General features: G+C 53.4%; 15 protein-coding genes and 3 pseudogenes. 4 read left to right on the top strand and 14 right to left on the bottom strand.

The window, feature by feature from the left end:
* Positions 1-40: 40 nt before the first annotated feature.
* The 5 genes and pseudogenes from rfbB to prmC all read right to left on the bottom strand — a co-directional run bounded on the left by rfbB (position 41) and on the right by prmC (position 5,292).
* The gene (gene rfbB / locus MUN86_RS21535) at positions 41-1,096 is read right to left on the bottom strand and encodes a dTDP-glucose 4,6-dehydratase (protein ID WP_245120039.1); all 1,056 of its coding nucleotides are present in this window, start codon (positions 1,094-1,096) and stop codon (positions 41-43) included.
* 85 nt (positions 1,097-1,181) lie between these two features.
* A pseudogene (gene galE, locus MUN86_RS21540) lies at positions 1,182-2,206 on the bottom strand (UDP-glucose 4-epimerase GalE).
* An 89-nt stretch (positions 2,207-2,295) separates the two neighbouring features.
* Positions 2,296-3,591, bottom strand: a complete 1,296-nt coding sequence (locus tag MUN86_RS21545) for a nucleotide sugar dehydrogenase (protein ID WP_245120040.1) — start codon at positions 3,589-3,591, stop codon at positions 2,296-2,298.
* Positions 3,592-3,637: 46 nt separating this feature from the next.
* A complete protein-coding gene (locus MUN86_RS21550; RefSeq protein ID WP_245120041.1) occupies positions 3,638-4,231 on the bottom strand; it encodes an acyltransferase in 594 nt (197 codons plus the stop codon).
* Positions 4,232-4,434: 203 nt separating this feature from the next.
* Complete coding sequence (gene prmC / locus MUN86_RS21555; protein WP_245120042.1) at positions 4,435-5,292, bottom strand: peptide chain release factor N(5)-glutamine methyltransferase; 858 nt, start codon at positions 5,290-5,292, stop codon at positions 4,435-4,437.
* Positions 5,293-5,464: 172 nt separating this feature from the next.
* On the opposite strand from prmC, the gene ribD reads away from it, so the two are divergent.
* The 3 genes from ribD to MUN86_RS21570 all read left to right on the top strand — a co-directional run bounded on the left by ribD (position 5,465) and on the right by MUN86_RS21570 (position 7,705).
* A complete protein-coding gene (ribD, locus tag MUN86_RS21560; RefSeq protein WP_245120043.1) occupies positions 5,465-6,514 on the top strand; it encodes a bifunctional diaminohydroxyphosphoribosylaminopyrimidine deaminase/5-amino-6-(5-phosphoribosylamino)uracil reductase RibD in 1,050 nt (349 codons plus the stop codon).
* A 157-nt stretch (positions 6,515-6,671) separates the two neighbouring features.
* Complete coding sequence (gene msrC, locus MUN86_RS21565; RefSeq protein ID WP_245120044.1) at positions 6,672-7,154, top strand: free L-methionine (R)-S-oxide reductase MsrC; 483 nt, start codon at positions 6,672-6,674, stop codon at positions 7,152-7,154.
* A gap of 17 nt (positions 7,155-7,171) precedes the next feature.
* Positions 7,172-7,705, top strand: a complete 534-nt coding sequence (locus tag MUN86_RS21570; protein WP_245120045.1) for a dihydrofolate reductase family protein — start codon at positions 7,172-7,174, stop codon at positions 7,703-7,705.
* A gap of 151 nt (positions 7,706-7,856) precedes the next feature.
* On the opposite strand, the gene MUN86_RS21575 is transcribed toward MUN86_RS21570, so the two are convergent.
* The 9 genes and pseudogenes from MUN86_RS21575 to MUN86_RS21610 form a co-directional block, all read right to left on the bottom strand.
* Positions 7,857-9,374, bottom strand: a complete 1,518-nt coding sequence (locus MUN86_RS21575) for a RagB/SusD family nutrient uptake outer membrane protein (RefSeq protein WP_245120046.1) — start codon at positions 9,372-9,374, stop codon at positions 7,857-7,859.
* A 20-nt stretch (positions 9,375-9,394) separates the two neighbouring features.
* Entirely contained in the window at positions 9,395-9,769 is a 375-nt protein-coding gene (locus tag MUN86_RS21580) for a hypothetical protein (RefSeq protein WP_245120047.1), read from the bottom strand.
* A complete protein-coding gene (locus tag MUN86_RS21585; protein WP_245120048.1) occupies positions 9,712-11,610 on the bottom strand; it encodes a SusC/RagA family TonB-linked outer membrane protein in 1,899 nt (632 codons plus the stop codon). The genes MUN86_RS21580 and MUN86_RS21585 overlap by 58 nt, the downstream gene beginning before the upstream one ends.
* Entirely contained in the window at positions 11,508-12,419 is a 912-nt protein-coding gene (locus MUN86_RS21590; protein ID WP_245120049.1) for a carboxypeptidase-like regulatory domain-containing protein, read from the bottom strand. Before MUN86_RS21590 ends, MUN86_RS21585 begins: the two co-directional genes overlap by 103 nt.
* A 932-nt stretch (positions 12,420-13,351) precedes the next feature.
* Positions 13,352-14,031, bottom strand: a pseudogene (locus tag MUN86_RS21595) (phosphatidylserine decarboxylase family protein).
* A gap of 287 nt (positions 14,032-14,318) precedes the next feature.
* Positions 14,319-15,607, bottom strand: a pseudogene (locus MUN86_RS21600) (Glu/Leu/Phe/Val family dehydrogenase).
* Between the two features lie 274 nt (positions 15,608-15,881).
* The gene (locus MUN86_RS21605; protein WP_280640556.1) at positions 15,882-16,475 is read right to left on the bottom strand and encodes a phosphatidate cytidylyltransferase; all 594 of its coding nucleotides are present in this window, start codon (positions 16,473-16,475) and stop codon (positions 15,882-15,884) included.
* 80 nt (positions 16,476-16,555) lie between these two features.
* Positions 16,556-16,813 (bottom strand): phosphatidate cytidylyltransferase, encoded by a 258-nt coding sequence (locus MUN86_RS31330; protein ID WP_280640557.1) that lies wholly within the window; start codon positions 16,811-16,813, stop codon positions 16,556-16,558.
* A gap of 124 nt (positions 16,814-16,937) precedes the next feature.
* Complete coding sequence (locus MUN86_RS21610; RefSeq protein WP_245120050.1) at positions 16,938-17,987, bottom strand: CPBP family intramembrane glutamic endopeptidase; 1,050 nt, start codon at positions 17,985-17,987, stop codon at positions 16,938-16,940.
* A 149-nt stretch (positions 17,988-18,136) separates the two neighbouring features.
* Here MUN86_RS21610 and dusB point away from each other — a divergent pair, with 149 nt between their 5' ends.
* Positions 18,137-19,126, top strand: a complete 990-nt coding sequence (dusB, locus tag MUN86_RS21615) for a tRNA dihydrouridine synthase DusB (protein WP_245120051.1) — start codon at positions 18,137-18,139, stop codon at positions 19,124-19,126.
* Positions 19,127-19,253 lie beyond the last annotated feature (127 nt).

The following is a 19,253-nucleotide window of genomic DNA, read 5'->3' on the forward strand; positions in this document are numbered from 1 at the left end:
TGACTAGAAAGAGACACCCATCCACTCATCAATCAGCACATTAGCGGCTGGCGTATTGCGTGCGGTAGTAATCTTGGTAGGCGCCACTGGTCACGTTTTGCAGCCAAGCTTGATTTTCCAAGTACCAATCCACCGTTTGAGACAAACCTTCTTCAAATGTCACGGAGGGCTTCCAGCCAAGCTCGTTCATGATTTTGCTGCTGTCGATGGCGTAGCGCAAATCGTGGCCAGCACGGTCGGTTACGAAGGTGATCAGCTTGCGCGAAGTACCTTTTTCCTTACCCGTTTTCTCGTCGAGTGTGTCGCAGAGCAAGTGAATGAGTTCGATGTTGGCCCATTCGTTTACGCCGCCGATGTTGTAGGTGTCGCCTACTTTGCCTTTATGAAAAACGGCGTCGATGGCGGTGGCGTGGTCTTTTACAAACAACCAGTCACGCACGTTTTCGCCTTTACCATACACAGGCACCGGTTGGCCGTGCTGAATACGATGGATAGCCAACGGAATCAGCTTTTCGGGGAAGTGGTTCGGGCCGTAGTTGTTGGAGCAGTTGCTAAGCTTGATGGGCAAACCATAAGTATGGTGCCAAGCCCGCACGAAGTGGTCAGAAGCTGCCTTCGAGGCCGAATAAGGGGACCGAGGATCGTACGAAGTTTCTTCGGTGAACATCTCGGGGCCGAAGTCCAAAGAGCCATACACTTCATCGGTGCTTACGTGGTAAAAGGTCTTGCCTTCGTAGCCTAACGGCTTCCACAGGTTTTTGGCAGCCTGCAACAGGTTCACAGTACCGAGCACGTTGGTCTTAACGAATGCCAGCGGATCGGTGATACTCCGGTCAACGTGGCTTTCAGCGGCGAGGTGGATAACTGCATCCGGCTCCTCGTTTGCAAACAACTGATCTACAAATGCTTGATCGGTAATATCGCCTTTAATCAACCGGTAATTAGGTGCCTCTTCAATATCACGCAGGTTTTCGAGGTTGCCAGCATACGTGAGGGCATCCAAGTTCAGAATCTGATAGTCTGGATACTTGGTTACGAACAAGCGCACCACGTGCGACCCAATGAAGCCGGCCCCGCCGGTGATAATGATTTTCATTTTATTGCTTTACGTTAAAGGTCATACTGCTGAGCTTGGCAAACGGCCCGACTGATGTGTTAATCGATCCCGCAAGGTAAGTAGCTTACTTAGTCAAGCTCTGCTGCCACTTCCAGGCGCTAGCCAAGGCTTCTTCCAGAGAAGAAGTGGTTTGGAAGCCCAACACTTCCGTGCCCTTTGTAACATCGGCGTAGATGGCAGGCACGTCGCCAGGGCGAGCGGGTCCGATAGTGTAATTCAACTTAACTCCTGTGGCACGCTCGAAGGCGTGTACTACCTCTAGCACGCTATTGCCGCGGCCGGTGCCTACGTTAAACACTTCGAGCGTCTCCCCTTTCTGGTCGAGCAGGCGTTGAACAGCCACCACGTGCGCTTTAGCAAGATCTACCACGTGCAAATAGTCACGGATATTGGTACCATCGGGGTATCGTAGGTGTCGCCGAAGATGGTGAGTTTCTCGCGGATACCGGCGGCGGTTTGAGTGATAAACGGCACCAGGTTTTGCGGAACTCCGAGTGGCAACTCCCCGATCTTAGCGGATGGGTGGGCTCCAATTGGGTTGAAGTAGCGCAACAAAATGGTGCGCAGCTTATTGGTAGACGCGGCAGCAATGTCGGTTAGGATATCCTCGCACATTTGCTTGGTAGCCCCGTAGGGCGAACTAGCCTTTTTGGTAGGCGTCTGCTCGGTAACGGGCAAGGAATCAGGTATGCCATACACCGTGCACGATGAAGAGAATACCAGCGCCTCTACGCCAAATTCGCGCATTACCGATACTAGTGTCAGTAACGAATTCAGGTTGTTGCGGTAGTACTCCAGTGGCTTCTGCACCGACTCGCCTACTGCTTTGAAAGCGGCGAAGTGAATTACCCCGCGCAGGTTGCCTTCCTCGGCAAACACGGCCCGCAATGCTTCTTCATCGTTGCAGTCGATGTTGTGGCTCGGCACCCGCACACCAAGAATAGACTCGATACCAGCCAATACCGACTCTTGCGAATTGCTGAAATTATCGACTATGACGGGTTGAAAACCAGCTTCATACAGCTCTACTACGGCATGCGAGCCAATGTACCCCGCTCCTCCTGTAACCAGTATTTTCGTGCGCTCCATTTTCTGAGGTGAAATAGTGAATGGCGAAATAGTGAGCTGATGCGTTGATGGCTTGACTCAATATCAACCGCACCAGCCCACTGTGTCACCTACAAACTCCAGTACTGCATTTGCTTGATCTTGCCGCGGAACAGGCCTTTAATGTCAACCAGCACCGCGTTTTCCGAGGTAATCGACTGAAAGTACGCTTCGTCTTTGGTAGTGTACGGCTGGTGGCTAACGGCCACAATCACCCCATCGTAATCATCACGAACTTCGGCAGCGGATGTGAGCCGGAAACCGTACTCGTGGTGCAGTTCGTCGGAGCTGGCATGTGGGTCTACGATGTCGACGTTCACGGAGAAGTTTTTCAGCTCCTGAATGACGTCGGCTACTTTCGAGTTGCGAATATCTTCGACGTTTTCCTTGAAGGTCGCGCCCATTACGAGCACCCGGCTGCGGGCCACATCTTTGCCCTGCCGGATCATCATTTGCACCGTCTTGCGGGCTATGTAGGCACCCATATTGTCGTTGGTGGTGCGGCCGCTTAGTATCACCTTAGCATCGTAGCCGAGCTCTTTCGCCTTGTAAGTGAGGTAGTAAGGATCGACGCCGATGCAGTGCCCGCCCACCAAGCCAGGCGAAAACTTCAGAAAGTTCCACTTGGTCCCGGCCGCCTCCAGCACTTCGTAGGTGTTGATGCTCATCCGGTCGAAAATCATCGACAGCTCGTTCATCAACGCAATATTGACGTCGCGCTGCGTGTTTTCGATGATCTTGGCCGCTTCGGCTACTTTGATGCTGCTGGCCCGGTGCACACCGGCTTTCACCACCAGTTCGTAGGTTTTGGCGATGTTGTCCAACGACTCATCGTCGCAGCCGGCTACCACTTTTATAATAGTGGAAAGCGTGTGCTCTTTGTCGCCGGGGTTGATGCGCTCGGGCGAGTAGCCAACCTTGAAATCCTCGTGAAATTTCAGGCCCGACAGCTTTTCCATCACCGGAATACAGTCGTCTTCGGTGCAGCCGGGGTAGACGGTACTCTCAAACACCACGTAGTCACCTTTCTTCAGCACTTTGCCCACGGATGTAGAAGCGCCAAGCAGGGGCTTAAGGTCGGGCTGCGCGTGCTCGTCGATAGGCGTGGGCACAGCCACGATGTAGAAGGTGGCTTCCCGCAGCACATCCAGCGAATCGGTGAAGGTGATGTCGCACCCCTCAAAGTCCTCAGACTCTAGCTCGCCGCTTGGGTCAATGTGGTTGCGCATCATTTCGACGCGCTTGGCATTGATGTCGAAACCAATCACCTGCACTTTACGGGCAAATTCGAGGGCAATGGGTAAGCCCACATACCCAAGACCAATAACGGCCAGTTTCGCTTGTTTCTGAATAAGTTGCTCGTACACAGAGTAGGGTCTTAGGATCTTAAACTAATATTCTTTGCCAGAAACTTCACGACTCGGGACCGACGCGGCGAACCTGCCCGTCGGCTAATACATACTGCTCCCCACTTTCGGGACAAGTGGCACGGCCAGCTTCATTGAAGGTAAGTTGGTGACCGTAGGCACTCATCCAACCACGCCAACGGGCGGGGTTGCCATACACGAGTGCGTACGACGGAACGTCTTTCGTAACTACCGAGCCGGCGCCTACAAAAGCGTACTCGCCCAATTGCACACCGCACACAATAGTCGCGTTGGCGCCAATGCTTACTCCGCGCCCTAGTACCGTGCGCTGGTACTCGTGCCGACGCACCACGGCGGCGCGGGGATTAAGGACGTTGGTAAATACGGCGGAAGGGCCAATGAACACGTCGTCGGCACATTCCACTCCACTATATAAGCTTACGTTGTTTTGCACCTTCACATTACGCCCCAACCGTACGCCATCCGCTACAAATACATTCTGGCCTAAACTGCACTCCTCGCCCACTTCGGCCCCCGAACTGAGGTGGCAAAAATGCCAGATGCGGCTACCTGCCCCGATGCGGCATCCGTCGTCGAGGACGGCGGTGGGATGCGCAAAGTAGGACAACGTATCGGGCATAGATGGGCGTTGGTTTTCAGCCCGCAAAGGTAGGGCTTTTAGGAGTTTGCCACGGAAAACCAACGAAACTCTTTCAGTTTTACCCTGATTTCTGAGCGAAATCTTCCTGAATTTTAAATCCTCTTATAAGTCACCTTTTTTAGAGGCAATTAACCCTGGTTTAGGTACCATTTCACGTATTGCACGCCTTGCCTCATAGCTACTTAGCCCGGCCATGTAGCGCGCACCATTCGCTGCTTATCGAACATATCGGAGCGCGCTGCTACAGCAGTATAGCCGAGCCCGGTCAACAGACTTACGGTTTGGGCGGCGTATTGCTCGTTGATTTCGAAGTACAGACTACCTCCTGCTCTTAAGAGTGTAGTGCCTAGCGCCGCAATGCGTCGGTAAAACAGCAACGGGTCATTATCGGGCACGAACAAGGCCGTAGCGGGCTCGAAGTTCAGCACGTTGGGGCGCATTAGGGGCCGTTCGTTTTCCAACACATACGGTGGATTGCTCACCAGCACATCCAACGTATGGGCTGCTATTCTCCGCGGACACTCACTTAGAATATCAAGTTGCTGAAAGTCGATTTCGCAGCCGTAGCGCACGGCATTGCGGCGCGCTACGGCTAGTGCGTCCGCCGAAATATCCACAGCCGTAACCTGCGTGGGCTGCAAAGCGCGACAGAGCGCTAATGGAATGCAGCCGCTGCCCGTGCCCACATCCAACACTGACTGCACCTCGCTGCACTCCTGAATAATGAGTTGCACCAGTTCTTCGGTTTCGGGCCGCGGAATGAGCGTAGCGGGCGTCACCTCAAGGGTCATATCCATGAACCACGCCTCCCCGAGTACGTACTGTAGCGGTTCGTGGCGCAGCAGGCGGGCTTCTAGCGCGGGCAGTTGCTCTGCTATTTCTTCGGGCACTACCTCCTGCGCTTGCATCCGGCGCTGCAACGGCGTGACGCCAAGCAGATGCTCTAGTACCAAGCCGGCAATGCTGTCCGCTTCCGGCGCCGGATAGATGGCTTCCAGCGACGAAGCAAGATGAAGAGAAAGTTGGCGGAGCGTAGACATCGGGCGAAAGTAGCGCGGAAATAGGTTCCGCACCGAGCAAAGCGAGTCCTAACCCGGTAGCATCAGTTCATGCAGAACCAGAAATCTTAGGAAATCAAAGGATACTCGTTTCGCTCGTACGCCAACCCGGCGCTTAGCGTTACTTTCGCTTATCCTATCCCGCGCCCTTCCCATGCCTACCCCTGCTTTCGATTCCCTGATGATGCGCCGCGCCCTCGACTTGGCTCGGCTTGGTACCGGCCATACCCGGCCTAACCCCTTAGTAGGCTGCGTGGTAACGCACGAAGGCCGCGTCATCGGAGAAGGTTGGCACCGACAATACGGCGGCCCTCACGCCGAGGTAAATGCGCTGGCCGCCGTGACCGATGAAAGTCTGTTAACTCAAAGCCGCGTTTATGTGACGCTGGAACCCTGCGCCCACCACGGCAAGACGCCGCCCTGCGCCGACTTGCTGGTTGCCAAAGGCGTAGCCGAAGTGGTGGTGTGCAACCTCGACCCCAACCCGCTGGTATCTGGCCGCGGCCTCGAAAAACTGCGGGCGGCGGGCATCAAAGTTGAGACGGGTTTGCTGGAAGCGGAAGGCCGCTGGCTGAACCGGCGCTTTTTCACGTCGCAAGAGAAAAAGCGGCCTTATGTAGTGCTAAAGTGGGCTGAGACGGCGGACGGCTACCTAGCAGGGCCGTATTATCAGCCGGTGCCCATCAGCGGGGATTTGGCGCGGGTGGCGGTGCACCAATGGCGGGCGGAAGAGCAAGCCATTCTGGTAGGAACCCGCACCGCTCTCCATGACAACCCCCACCTAAACGTGCGTGAATGGCCTGGCCCCAATCCGACGCGCGTCGTCATCGACAAAAACCTGAGTTTGCCGCCGACACACAACCTCTTCGATGGCAAACAGCCCACCGTGGTGTACACCTACCGCGAAAAGGCCAATAAAGGTCACGTAGACTACGTGATGTTGTCGGAGGCCGAAGACTTGTTTCCGCAGATTTTGGGCAGCCTGCACCAGCGCAATGTGCAGTCGGTGTTGGTAGAAGGTGGCCCAACCGTGCTGAACTCCTTGTTGAAAGACGGCCTATGGGACGAAATTCGGGTACTGCGGAGCCCACGGCGGCTAAATGGCGGCGTAACGGCACCTAAACCTGGCCTAAGCGGCCTACGCGAACACCGAAAATTAGGCGACGACGAGTTGTTTGTGTACGTGAATGGCAGCACTCGATGAGGGACCACCTGGCAATTCAGCAACGAAACAGCGCACAAGCAAGAGAACTACATTTGCACGCACCTACTCGACTTGTGCCAGACAGGAAATCCTTCTTACTGGTTTTCTGTTACTAGTCACTTCCTCTTAACTAGTCCTCTTTATTTCCTGAATTACAATGGCCGAAGAACTCACGTTCGATACTACCTTAACCAAAGCCGAGCAGTACCGCCAGCTCTTGCCGCAGATTGAAGCCCTCACGACGGGTGAGCCAGACCTAGTAGCTAACTTGGCCAACACCGTGGCGGCGCTCCGGCAAGCCTTCGGTTTTTTTTGGGTGGGGTTTTATTTAGTGAAAGACAATGAACTAGTACTCGGCCCGTTTCAAGGACCCATTGCCTGCACCCGCATCCGGCACGGAAAAGGGGTTTGTGGCAGCAGCTGGGCGCAGGCGCAAACGCTCCTGGTACCCGATGTAGAGCAGTTCCCTGGTCACATTGCGTGTAGTTCAGAATCGAAGTCGGAAATCGTGGTGCCCGTACTGAAAGACGGCACTGTAGTAGCCGTACTCGACGTAGACAGCGACCAGCTCAACGATTTCGACCAGGACGATCAGCAGGCACTAGAGCAATTGATGACCTTGGCAGCGCGCTGGTTTTAACCCTAGTATTCTGTGGCATGCGTAAAGTCGTGTTCTACATTGCGGCCAGCCTCGACGGCTTTATTGCTTCCCCCGATGGCTCAGTGGACTGGCTGCCTGCTCCACCACCCGGCGAGGACTATGGCTACGCCGACTTGTTGGCCTCCGTTGATACCACTCTGCTAGGTCGCACTACCTACGAACAAGTACTCACCTTTGGCGAGTGGCCTTATTCTACGCTCACCAACTACGTCTTCACCCACAACCCGCCAACGGCAACCGCGCATCCGTCTGTGGAATTTGTGACAGAGGAGCCTGTTGAATTTGTTGGAAAGCTGCGACAAGAAGCAGGTAAAGCTATCTGGTTGATTGGTGGCAGCACACTAGCCGCCTCACTGCTAACTGCTGGCTTAGTAGATGAGATGATGCTTTTTGTGGTGCCTCACCTACTTGGCGATGGCATACCACTATGGCGTCAGCAGAGTCATTCCCAGCCGGTGCACTTGCTTCGCACCCACACCTGGCCCGACGGTATGACGCTACTCCATTATAACCTTGCCAGTTCGGCCTGAGCCTGGTGCGTTGCGCTATTCTTGGCAATCTCGGGCCTGCTCCCACAGTTTAGTTTGCAAGCAAAAAGCAGAGTTGCCACCCGATACATTCGGACCAGCAACTCTGCTTTTTGGCACTATACGCTAACGGCAGCTGCCGTAGCGCAGCTCATTACCACCCTGAATTTTGCGTGATGCTTGGATTGGTGTTTAGCTCGTTTTGCGGGATGGGAAAGTAAGCGTGTTTCGCTGTGAAGAACTGACGACCTACTTTGTCGCTGTTCTTGATTTCTTGCTCCAAGATTCCCCACCGCTTCAAATCGTAGAAGCGCTGCCCTTCGCGGAAGAATTCTAACATGCGCTGGTGACGGATTTCCTCCATCATCTGCGTGCTCGACAAACCGGCGGCCAATGGTGCCAGCTTTGCGCGCGCCCGGATGCGGTTCACCAACGGATAGGCTTCCACTTGGCGGTTCTGCATGGTCAAGGCTTCAGCATAGAGTAGCAGAATGTCGGCGTAGCGCAGTGCTTTCTCGTTGATTTCCGAGATATAGATGCCTTCGTTGTTTTCGCGCCAGTTCTGATACTTCCTGACCATGGAACTGTAGCCAAACACCAGCTTGAATTCTTTGAAGGGCTTGTTGTAGTACATCGCGCCCGGATAGTCCCACACCAACGTGGCGTACATCCGGTCGTCGAAGTCCCCGCCAACCGCTTTTTCCTTCTTGAACTCGTTGAAAATCTTGTCGGTAGGTGAAACCTCAAACCAGCCGGCCACTTCGGTCGGTGCAAACTCTTGGGCAGTTGTCACGCCGAGCGCCTCGTTGGCATTCTCGCCCGACCACGGTTGTGAACCACCCACGTTTTGGTTTTGAATCTCAAACAAAGACTCCACATTGTTGTCAGTCGCCTTGTTGAAGTTGTCTTCGAACTTGGGCACCAAATCATATGTGAAGGGGGCCTTAGCCGTGCCGTCGGGTTGGGCTAGCTGCTTGAAAGTAGCTTCCGCATCGGCCCATTTCTTCTGGTAGACATATACTTTGCCGAGGTAGCCCAAGGCTGCCCCTTTAGTGGCACGCCCCACCGAAGCAGCCGGATACGAAGCGGGCAAGCCCGCTGCAGCCGCTTGCAAGTCGCTCACTGCCTGCGCCCACACGTCAGCTTCCGGCGCTTTAGCAACAAAATACTCGCCCCGCGACACCGGCACTTTCGTGACAACCGGTACCTCCCCGAAGTTGATGGCGAGCAAGAAGTAGTTGACGCCCCGAATGAACTGCGCTTCCGCCACGTACTGCTTCTTAGCCTCCTCGGAAAGCCCCGCGGACAAAGGTGCCTGCTCGATAATCTGGTTGGCCCGGAAGATACCCGTGTAGAAGCCCGTAAAAATCGATGAAGGCGTACCCGTGGTTGGGTCGTTGGTGAAGGTCGACAATTGATACAAGTCCTTCACGTCGTTGCGAATAAAGAAGTCGTCGCCCCGGCCGTTGCTCAGCTCGATGCCTCGGACGCCATAGTAGCCGTTGTTCACGTCATGGAAAACCTTGTAAGTGGCCGCCAGTCCCGACATAAAGTCGGCATCGGTTTTCCAGAAGTTGGTTAGTACGACTGAATTGGGATTTACTTGATCTAGCTCTTCTGTACAGGCGGTTAAACTCAACGCCACGAAGCAGGTATATAATATTCTTTTCATTATCGTAGGAGTTTAAGTCGTTAGAAGGACAGCTGTACACCGAGCAACGAAGTGCGCGACAATGGGTAGGCGACGTGCGGGAAATCCACACCTCGGTCCAGAATGCCACCGCCCGCAACCTGCCGGCCATCCCGGTCGGTGCCGTTGTAGCGGCCCAGGTCGGGGCTAAAACCTGAGTAGTTGGTGATGGTGAACAAGTTGTCAAAGCTCACATAAAAGCGGCAGCTGTTGATTTTGGCTACCGACAGCACACCTTTTGGCAGTGTATAGCCAAGCTGCAAAGTCCGGAGACGCAGGTACGAGCCATTTTCCAAAAACCGGTTAGATGTGCGGCTATTCAGGTTGGGGTCGTTGATGACGGCACGCGGGAAATCCGTGGGGTTCTCCGGGTCCATGCATTAAGCGTGGCGGGCGAGTAGTTGAATTCTAAGTTCATGCCTTCCAGATCCTCGCGAAGACCGTTGTAAATCTTATTGCCGTAGGTGCCTTGGAAGAAGAAGCTTAAGTCGAAGTTCTTCCACGATGAATTAGACCCGAAACCGTAGCTGAATTTAGGGTTAGGACTACCGCAGTACTGCCGGTCGTCTTGGCTGATGGCACCATCGCCATTATAGTCTACAAACCGAATGTCGCCGGGCTTAGCGGCAGGCTGAATAAGCCTTCCTTCTACGCTGTGCGCATCAACTTCCTCTTGCGAATTAAAGATGCCGTCAGTCTTGATCAGGTAGAAAGCCCCCACCGGTCCGCCGGCTTTTGTAATTGTAGCCGACTGACCGTGGTGGGTAGGCTGGCCACCGGAAATTTGCTGCGTGCCCGTACCCAAGAAGTCGACATTGTTGTCGATGGCCGTAAACGTGCCCGTCACTTGGTAAGTGAACTCGCCCATTTTGTTGTTGTACGTCAAAGCGGCTTCTACCCCCTTGTTGGTGATTTGGCCAGCGTTGATATAAGGAGCGTTAGCGCTAGCTCCCGTAGTCAGTGGGATTGGCACCCGCAAGAGAATATCGGAATTACGGCGGATGAAATAGTCGGCCGATAAACCCAGTTTGTTTTCGAAGAATCCTAAATCAGCGCCCACATTAAAGGTCTTGGACGTTTCCCATTTGATGTTCGGCGTGGCAAACGTCGTCTGGATTGCTCCTGGCCATAGCAGTTGAGTTGACCCTAGCACATAGTTGGCGTTAGACGTAATGGTTGGGTCATACTGATAGTCAGACAGCTCTTGGTTGCCTAGCACACCGTAGCTGGACCGCAGTTTCAGGTTACTGACTACTCCTTGCAGCGGCTGGAAAAAGGACTCGTTGACCACGTTCCACGCCAGAGCCACAGCCGGGAAGTTTCCGTAGCGGTAGTCGGGGCTGAAACGCGACGAACCGTCTCGGCGGAACGTACCCGTCAGCACATATCGGTTGTCGTAGGAATACACTAACCGCCCCAAATAAGAAACCAATGCGCTTTCATAAGCATACCCCCCACTGGCAATATTGGTAGTTCCGGCGTCTAGCACTTGAATGCCAGAAGGCATACCGCTTTTTGAGCCGCTCTGCACGTCAAACCGGGTATTCTGATACGTGAAGCCGACTAAGCCATTGAGGTTGTGCTTCCCTAATTCTTTGTTGTAGCTCAGCGTGTGCTCTTGCAGAAAGTATTCTTTCTGGCTCTTGCTCTGGTAGAGGTCCGCATCGGCGTTGTTGAACAGCGCACCCACTTTATATGGATACGTATAGTCGTTGTGTGCGCCGAACGTATTGGTATAGCCTAAGTTGAGCCGATACTTGAGGGCGTCTATCAGTGATACTTCGGCATAGCCATTAATAATGGCCGAGGTAGTTCTTGTCTCTGGCACCTCCAAATTCAGCTGTGCTACCGGGCTGGCAATGTTTACTACCTGTCCATAGGCACCACCATAACCACCCACTGCGGTTGGGTCGTATACCTGGAAAACCGGAATCATTTTCAGGGCCGAACCTACCGGGTTGCCGCCTTGGCCGCCCCAGCCGCCAGCCATAGTGCGCCAGTATTCCCGGGTCAAGATGATGGTTTCCCCAATCCGAACCCGTCCCTTGGTAAAGTCAGATTTCAAGCGCAAGTTATAACGGTCGTAGTCAGTTTTCTTCACTATGCCCTGCTGGTCTAAGTACCCGCCCGACAAGTTGTAGGTGAAGTTTTCGCTGCCCCGCTGGCCCCAAGCGTGTAGTTCTGCATGGGCGCCGTCTGGTAAATCTCCTTTTGCCAATCGGTACCCGCTCCCAACGACTCTGGATTTTGGGCGATGTCGAGTCGGGGTAAGCCCGCTGCGTCGTGGGCGGTATTGCTGACGGTGGCCCACTCTGAGGCATTGAGCACATCTATCTTCTTGGCTATCTGCTGTACGCCGTAGTAGGCGTTGAAGTCGATGCGGTTTTCACCTTTCTTACCGCCTTTGGTAGTGATGAGTACCACTCCGTTTGCGGCCCGGGACCCATAGATAGCCGCGGCTGAGGCATCCTTCAGAATATCGAACGAGGCAATATCTGTGGGCTGCAAGTTGTTGATGTTGTCCACTTGCACTCCGTCCACAATGTAGAGTGGGTCGTTGTTGTTGAGCGAGCCGGCGCCTCGTACTATCACGCGCACACCAGAACCCGGATTTCCTCCCGACGACTCGATTTGCACCCCTGCCACACGGCCTTGCAAAGATTTCTGCACCGTGTTGGTTCCTTGAGTACGTAAGTCCTCGGCTTTTACCGTGGCAATTGATCCAGTTACGTCTTGTCGGCGCTGTGTGCCATACCCTACTACTACCACTTCATCTAGGGCTTTCGTGTCGTTTTGCAGCGTAATCGAAAGAGTCGAGCGGCCATTGACGGCAACCTCCTGATTGGCAAACCCAATAGAGGAAATAACCAACGTTACGTTGCCATCTGGCAAAGTCAAGCTGAAGTTGCCATCAGCATCGGTTGCAGTGCCCACAGTGCTTCCCTTCACTACCACGGTAGCTCCCGGTATGGGCTCATTGTTTGGCCCAATCACGCGGCCACGCACGGGCACGGGCGCTAACAACATGCTACCGTCAGATGATGGTACCTCTGCACGCGCAAACGATTGCGTGTAAGCACCAAAACTTTTCGCTAACCTCAAGCGCTCGGCATGGCTTTTAATTAACGCATCCGGCACCGAGCTTCCCGCAACTACCGAATCAGGTTTGGCAGCGCAAATGAGCAAGAGCGAAAACAACTTTGGAAAAGTAGAATTAGCCATAGAAAACTCAGTAAGGGTTGTGAAAAAGAAAATATTACACTGACAAACAGATCTTTACTTAAATGCAACTTCGAATTGAATGATGAAGTAACCCATCACCATTTTCAACAGCGAGTTTGTTTCTATATGGCATTAAAACCACTTGTGAGAGCACTACTATGCAGCTAGGCTCACTAATCTATATCCCATCTTTCCGCGACGCTAACAGGAATTACCACCTATGTTTTCTGGCACCATAGCCCTTTTCAATAAAGCTGCGCTGTGTACTACAGACTAGGGTGCAAACGATTGAGTAAGCTTTCATGCCAAATTGCCTTCGACTATTACCCTCCTTTACCAATAGAAATACACTACGCCCAATCCGAACCCGCTCACACAGAAATACCGCACTGCCACTGATTCGCTAATGAAATAACTTACTATAGCAATATCCAAGCTCCTCAGTTAAACATTCTATTCAAAAATTGCTCGGCTACTCAGTATTAAGTTGACCAAGCTGAGTATGTGTACGGTGCGCTCCTAACGGCTATACAATAACTGAATTCATAACATAACAATCTGTTTTTCAATCATATGTAATAAATATTTAAATTCATATATTATTCTTGGGTCGAAACAAGGCAAACAAAAAAGGTCTAGTGCTTCATCATATGATGAAGCACTAGACCTTGAATCAATACTCAAACACTTGAAATAAGGCTACAGCCGAATTACATGCTACCTGCCTTTACAATGCCCTAAAACAAGCTTGGCGCGTCGGTTTTTAGCTGCGCTATAACTGTCTGACCACCTTTTACTTTCTCACCGAGCTGCACTTTCACCTCTGTGTCAACGGGCACGAAAATATCGACGCGCGAGCCGAACTTGATGAAGCCAAACTCTTCACCTTGGCTTACTTCGTCGCCTTCGTTGACGTACCATACAATACGACGCGCCATCGCGCCGGCAATTTGGCGGAACAGTACCAGCGGGCCCGCCTCGCTTTCTACTACAACCGTGGTGCGCTCGTTTTTGGTGCTACTCTTCGGGTGCCAAGCTACTAGGTAGTTGCCAGGGTGATATTTGAAGTAGCGCACGATACCCGAAATTGGGTTGCGCGTGATGTGCACGTTGATCGGCGACATGAAAATGCTGATCTGCTTGCGCTCATCATCGAAATACTCCGACTCGTGCACGTTTTCTATCACCACTACTTTCCCATCGGCGGGGCCGTAATCAGATCTTCGTGGGTGAAAAGCCGGCGAGCCGGACTCCGGAAAAACTGAAGCAGCGTCAGGAATACAATCACCGAAATACCAGCAAAAATCTGGTTGAAGGTGACGTGGCGAGCATTCACACGAAACAAAACTAAATTAACAGCTAGCAGTCCTAGCAGCGTAAAAAGCAGGATACGTCGGCCTTCTTTGTGGATCTTCATAAATCACTGATGTGCGCTGGTGGTTTTGACTTCGCTGATGCAGACGCTCTTTTCAATCACTGATTTGCGCTGATTGGACTGATGTAGCTGGTACACACGCTTTGTTGGAAACATGAACTAGCAAGCCTTAATTCCTTATTCTTTTCGAGCCCGAGCACACCACCTGCTAAACTATACAAAGATAGCCCGAGCCACCGGCCCGGGCTATCGGCAAGCAAATATAGCGGGTTCGTAGAAACGCTTGAGGTTAACTGCAAACAACGCTGAAACCGAGGGAAACTTCTGGTTTAGAAACCGCCGCGGAACTTATACGTCTGCGCTACTTTATCGATGGCTACTACGTAGGCCGCGATGCGCATAGGTACTTTATATTTCTGCGAAGTAGCATACACTTTCTCGAAAGCATCCGACATAATTCGGTCGGCGCGCTCGGTCACCATTTCTTCGGTCCATTTGAAGCCTTGGCGGTTTTGTACCCACTCGAAGTACGAAACTGTTACGCCGCCGGAATTGGCCAAGATATCGGGCACGACCATGATGCCTTTCTCGTTGATGATAGGGTCGGCAGAAGCAGCGGTTGGGCCGTTGGCACCTTCCACAATCAGTTTAGCTTTGATGTCGTGGGCGTTGTGCTCTGTGATAACATCTTCAACGGCAGCAGGCACCAATACATCTACGTCAGTGGTCAACAGATCGTCCGCGTTTTCCATCAAGACGGCACCAGTAAAGCCATCGAGGCGGCCTTTGTGGGCATTCTTATAAGCTACGGCGTCGTCAATGTTGATGCCGGCTTCGTTCCAGTAGGCACCGCTCACGTCGGAGATGCACTTGATGCGCAATCCCTGCTCGCTGAGCAGCTTAGCAGCCCATGAGCCCACGTTGCCGAAGCCTTGTACGGCCGCCGACGCTTGTTTGGGGTCCATGCCGAGCTTCTTCATAGCCGCCAGCGCCGATACCATTACACCACGACCCGTAGCCTCGGTGCGGCCTAAAGAGCCACCCATAACCAGCGGCTTACCAGTTACAACAGCTGGCGACGTAGCGCCTACCGTTTTCGAAAATTCGTCCATCAGCCACGCCATTTCACGCGGGCCGGTACCCATGTCGGGGGCCGGAATGTCTTTGTCGGGACCGAAAACGTCTTTCATGGCCATGGTGTAGCCACGAGTCAGACGCTCGATTTCGCCGGCACTCATGGTCGTGGGGTCGCAGATGATACCGCCTTTGGCACCGCCATAAGGCAAGTCCACTACGGCGCATTTCCAGGTCATCCAGGCAGCCAAGGCTTTCACCTCGTCGAGGTGCACATTCTTGTCGTAGCGGATGCCACCTTTCGAGGGACCCAGAATGGTGTTGTGTATAACGCGGTACCCTTCAAAAACACGCACCTTGCCATTATCCATCGTAACGGGAATGTGCACGATTACCTGCTTGTCGGGCGCTTTCAGCACTTCATAGGTTTCATCATCAAGCCCTAAAATTTCCGTGGCCACGTTGAAACGTGACATCATGGATTCGAGGGGTTTTCGCGGTCCACTAAGGGAGCCGGTTCTTTGTACACCGTGGTGGCAGCCATACGTGTAAGGGTAAGGGTTGGGGGTGGGGAAGAAATAAAAAAACGGCAACTGTAAGCGGTGGGATGCAACAGCCGCGCGCGAGATTTAACGGGTCAAAGGTAGTGGGATTAACACATACGAAAGGCAGCCCGACGAGGTGCAAAAAACCCTTGTTAAGGTCCTATGAACTACTCTTGAAACGCAATAAAATGTCTGCATCTGCACGCTAACAGAAAGCAATTCAACTGGCTACCGACCCCAAGAACCGTGCTGAAAATTTATTGCAGCACGTTTTTATCTCATCACTAGCTGCAGCAGTGCGAGTACGGGTAGAATAAAAAGAAAGGCATCGAACCGGTCGAGCAAACCGCCGTGCCCCGGCATGATCCGGCCGGAATCTTTAACACCGACACTGCGCTTGAGCATGGACTCGGCCAAGTCGCCTAGAGGACCAAAGACAGCCACTACACTAGCTACCACAAGGCGGTAAGTAATCGACAGTTCCGGAAGCAAATAGCCCATAGCCCACCCCATAGCCAACGTCAGCAGGAAACCACCAAGGGCGCCTTCCCAAGTTTTGCCAGGCGAAATTTTAGGAGCTAGCTTGTGCTTACCGAAGCTCTTGCCAGCAGCGTAGGCTCCAATATCAGACGACCAAACGAGCAGCAGCAACGCCAAGACGCGGCGGTAGTCGTAGCTAGTTGGCCCGTAGGCAATCAAGCTGAGAAAGCTCATGGGCAAGCTCACATACAGCAAGCCCAACAGATTAATACCAACGTTGGCAAACGGATTTATTTGTTGATTGATACGCGGCCAAGCATACATCTCGCGTGCAATCAGTAGCACTGGCAGTAGAATAATGATGCCGACTAGTATGGAACCAGCCAAGTAAAAATCGGCCGCTGCTACGGGTACAGCCTCTTCAGCTAAATGAGCGAATACGGTAAGCCCCAGAACACCCCCAAAAATCAGGACACTAATTCCCCCCCTAGCAACGCTGCTGGCTTGTAACCGGCTACTCGCATCATGCGGTAAAATTCCCACAACATGCGCATCTGCACTAGCCCGAAAAATGCCGCAAAGCTCCAGACGCTGTACCACACGCAGATTAGCAGCATAGCCGCCCCAATTACCCCAAAGAGTATGCGTTGGGCAAGGTTTGACATGGGTTTTTTGCCTGGCACGGTGGGTTCAGAGGAGGCGGTAGTAGCGGCGGTTTCGGACAAGGGTGTGGGAGTTGCTGGTTGTGTGAAATGGCTCGTGCGAACGGCCAGTTGAGCAGTGGATTTAATCGGTGGGAGCTGGCAGCACCGCCGAGCTAACTTCTCGCTAGCAAAAAATAGCCCGAAACTAGCTCTTCGTTACATCTACTCCCTCATGGTTGATGGTACGACCGATGATGGGAGCGGTATGAACTGCAGGATTAGCCACTCCACCACCACTAAGGGTGCGCAGTTGAGTGGGTAGCGGATCAGCCGTAGGGCGTAGGGTGTGGCGGTAGAGTTGCCAGAGCAAGGCCCCCGTTAGGAGCAGTGACAATAGCTGCAACCACCAGGGCAAGGCTTCGTTGGAATCAGGGTTAAAGGTTTCGCTGCTCATCAGTTGGCGCTGCTGCATGTAGAGCAGCACGATCTGGAAAGCATTTTGCGTGAAGTGCGCCGCCATTGGCACCAAGATATTGCCGCTCCACTCATATAGGTACCCGAGCACCAAACCCAATACAAAGCGGGGGACGAAGCCAAAGAATTGAAAGTGAATGGCGCTGAAAATAGCCGCCGCCAACCACACCCCTACGTGTCGTGAATTGAACCACTGCACAAGGTTGCGCTGAATCACGCCCCGAAACACCAATTCTTCACTAATAGCCGGCACAACCGCAATAACTATCAAGCCCACTATAAACCGCCCGAACGTGGTGAACTGCGTTAGGTATTTGGTAAGCACCTGCGCCCGATCTTCTAGCTCGCGGGCATCTTTCTCGAGGCCTTGCAAGAAGCCAGGAAAGTGTGCTTTCGCATTCCATTCCACTAAGCCCGACATGAAGGGCACGCTTAGCAGGATGATACCGGCTGCCAGCAGCAACCAGTTATAAGGGACCGGACGGCGGGGCGCGAAATACTCCTGCCAGGAATAGCCGGTTAGTAGCGGCAGCGCCAAGGCGGCGCCCCCAAAGCCAACAAACAGAAATACGCCTTGCGTGAGCATCGAAACGCCCCAGCCATTGGCGTAGGTATCGGGCTTGTTGGTGACGTTGCCGATTTCCAACAGCCCCACGCCGAACAGCAAATTGCTTAACACGGCCATCAGGAAACCAGCCACGCAGGCGGCCAGCAGCATTAGCCCAACCAGAAGCAGTAAGTTGGCAAAAGGATGCAAACGGCTGGACACGAAACCTTTCATCTTAGTTAGTGCTTAGTGCGTTGTGCTCGGTATCTGACCGATAAGGCGTCGTGCGTAAGTCCACTCTGGATACGACACGGGGAACGACCTAAGCACTGCGCATTGTATATGTCGTAAATTTGCGCAAAATCCGCTAACCTTCTTTATCCGTGGTACACATCCGCGACCTTGCTCTGCCCGATTTCCCGTTGCTGCTCGCGCCCATGGAGGACGTGTCGGACCCGCCATTCCGGGCCGTATGCAAAGCCAACGGGGCCGATTTGATGTACACCGAGTTTATTTCCTCGGAAGGCCTAATCCGCGACGCCGCAAAGAGCCGCAAAAAGCTCGACGTGTTCGACTACGAGCGGCCGATTGGTATTCAGCTCTTCGGCTCCGATGTAGCAACGATGGGCGAGTGCGCCCGTATCAGCACCCTCGCCGGCCCCGATCTTATCGACATCAACTACGGCTGCCCCGTGAAGCAAGTCGCTTGCCGGGGTGCTGGCGCTGCCTTGCTGCGCGACATTCCGAAGATGGTGGAAATGACTTCGGCCGTTGTAAAAGCCACGCACCTGCCCGTGACCGTGAAGACCCGCCTCGGTTGGGACGACGCGACCAAGAACGTGGAGGACGTAGCCGAACGGTTGCAGGACATAGGTATCGAAGCGCTTACAGTACACGGCCGCACCCGTGTGCAGATGTACAAGGGCGACGCCGATTGGCGCCTGATTGCCAGAATCAAGGAGAACCCGCGCATCCGCATTCCTATCTTCGGCAACGGCGACATCGATTCCCCTCAAAAGGCGGTGGAGTATAAGAACCGCTACGGCGTGGACGGCGTCATGATTGGGCGGGCCAGCATTGGCTACCCTTGGATATTTCGGGAGGTGAAACACTACGTGGCCACCGGCGAGCTACTGGCTCCGCCCACCGTGGAGGAGCGCGTAAACATGTGCCGCATGCACTTCGATAAGAGCATCGAGTGGAAAGGCCAGCGTGTGGGCATCTTCGAGATGCGCCGCCACTACGCCCAATATTTCCGCGGCCTCGAAGGCGCTAAAAGCTGGCGTATGCGCCTCGTCGAAACCGACTCAGTGGAGGAAGTGCACGCCATCCTAGACGAAATTATTGCCGCCGAGCCCGTACTGGTAGGGTAATTGGTTTTGGTGGTTTCGCTTGCTCGTTTTTCCAACGAAGAGAGGACCTTCTCACGCAACAACAGCTTGTGCTGTCGTGAGAAGGTCCTTCCTTTGTCGAGACGATAGACTTTACTTCGTTCTGCTC

It is taken from the genome of Hymenobacter volaticus, from assembly GCF_022921055.1.
Lineage (GTDB): Bacteria > Bacteroidota > Bacteroidia > Cytophagales > Hymenobacteraceae > Hymenobacter > Hymenobacter volaticus.

What these genes read in the sequence shown, in the direction of transcription:
- rfbB (WP_245120039.1), bottom strand. Translation starts at nt 1,096, where the DNA reads ATGAAAATCATTATCACCGGCGGGGCCGGCTTCATTGGGTCGCACGTG.
- MUN86_RS21550 (WP_245120041.1), bottom strand. Translation starts at nt 4,231, where the DNA reads ATGCCCGATACGTTGTCCTACTTTGCGCATCCCACCGCCGTCCTCGAC.
- prmC (WP_245120042.1), bottom strand. Translation starts at nt 5,292, where the DNA reads ATGTCTACGCTCCGCCAACTTTCTCTTCATCTTGCTTCGTCGCTGGAA.
- ribD (WP_245120043.1), top strand. Translation starts at nt 5,465, where the DNA reads ATGCCTACCCCTGCTTTCGATTCCCTGATGATGCGCCGCGCCCTCGAC.
- msrC (WP_245120044.1), top strand. Translation starts at nt 6,672, where the DNA reads ATGGCCGAAGAACTCACGTTCGATACTACCTTAACCAAAGCCGAGCAG.
- MUN86_RS21570 (WP_245120045.1), top strand. Translation starts at nt 7,172, where the DNA reads ATGCGTAAAGTCGTGTTCTACATTGCGGCCAGCCTCGACGGCTTTATT.
- MUN86_RS21575 (WP_245120046.1), bottom strand. Translation starts at nt 9,374, where the DNA reads ATGAAAAGAATATTATATACCTGCTTCGTGGCGTTGAGTTTAACCGCC.
- MUN86_RS21580 (WP_245120047.1), bottom strand. Translation starts at nt 9,769, where the DNA reads ATGGACCCGGAGAACCCCACGGATTTCCCGCGTGCCGTCATCAACGAC.
- MUN86_RS21590 (WP_245120049.1), bottom strand. Translation starts at nt 12,419, where the DNA reads ATGTTGTTAGCGCCCGTGCCCGTGCGTGGCCGCGTGATTGGGCCAAAC.
- MUN86_RS21610 (WP_245120050.1), bottom strand. Translation starts at nt 17,987, where the DNA reads ATGAAAGGTTTCGTGTCCAGCCGTTTGCATCCTTTTGCCAACTTACTG.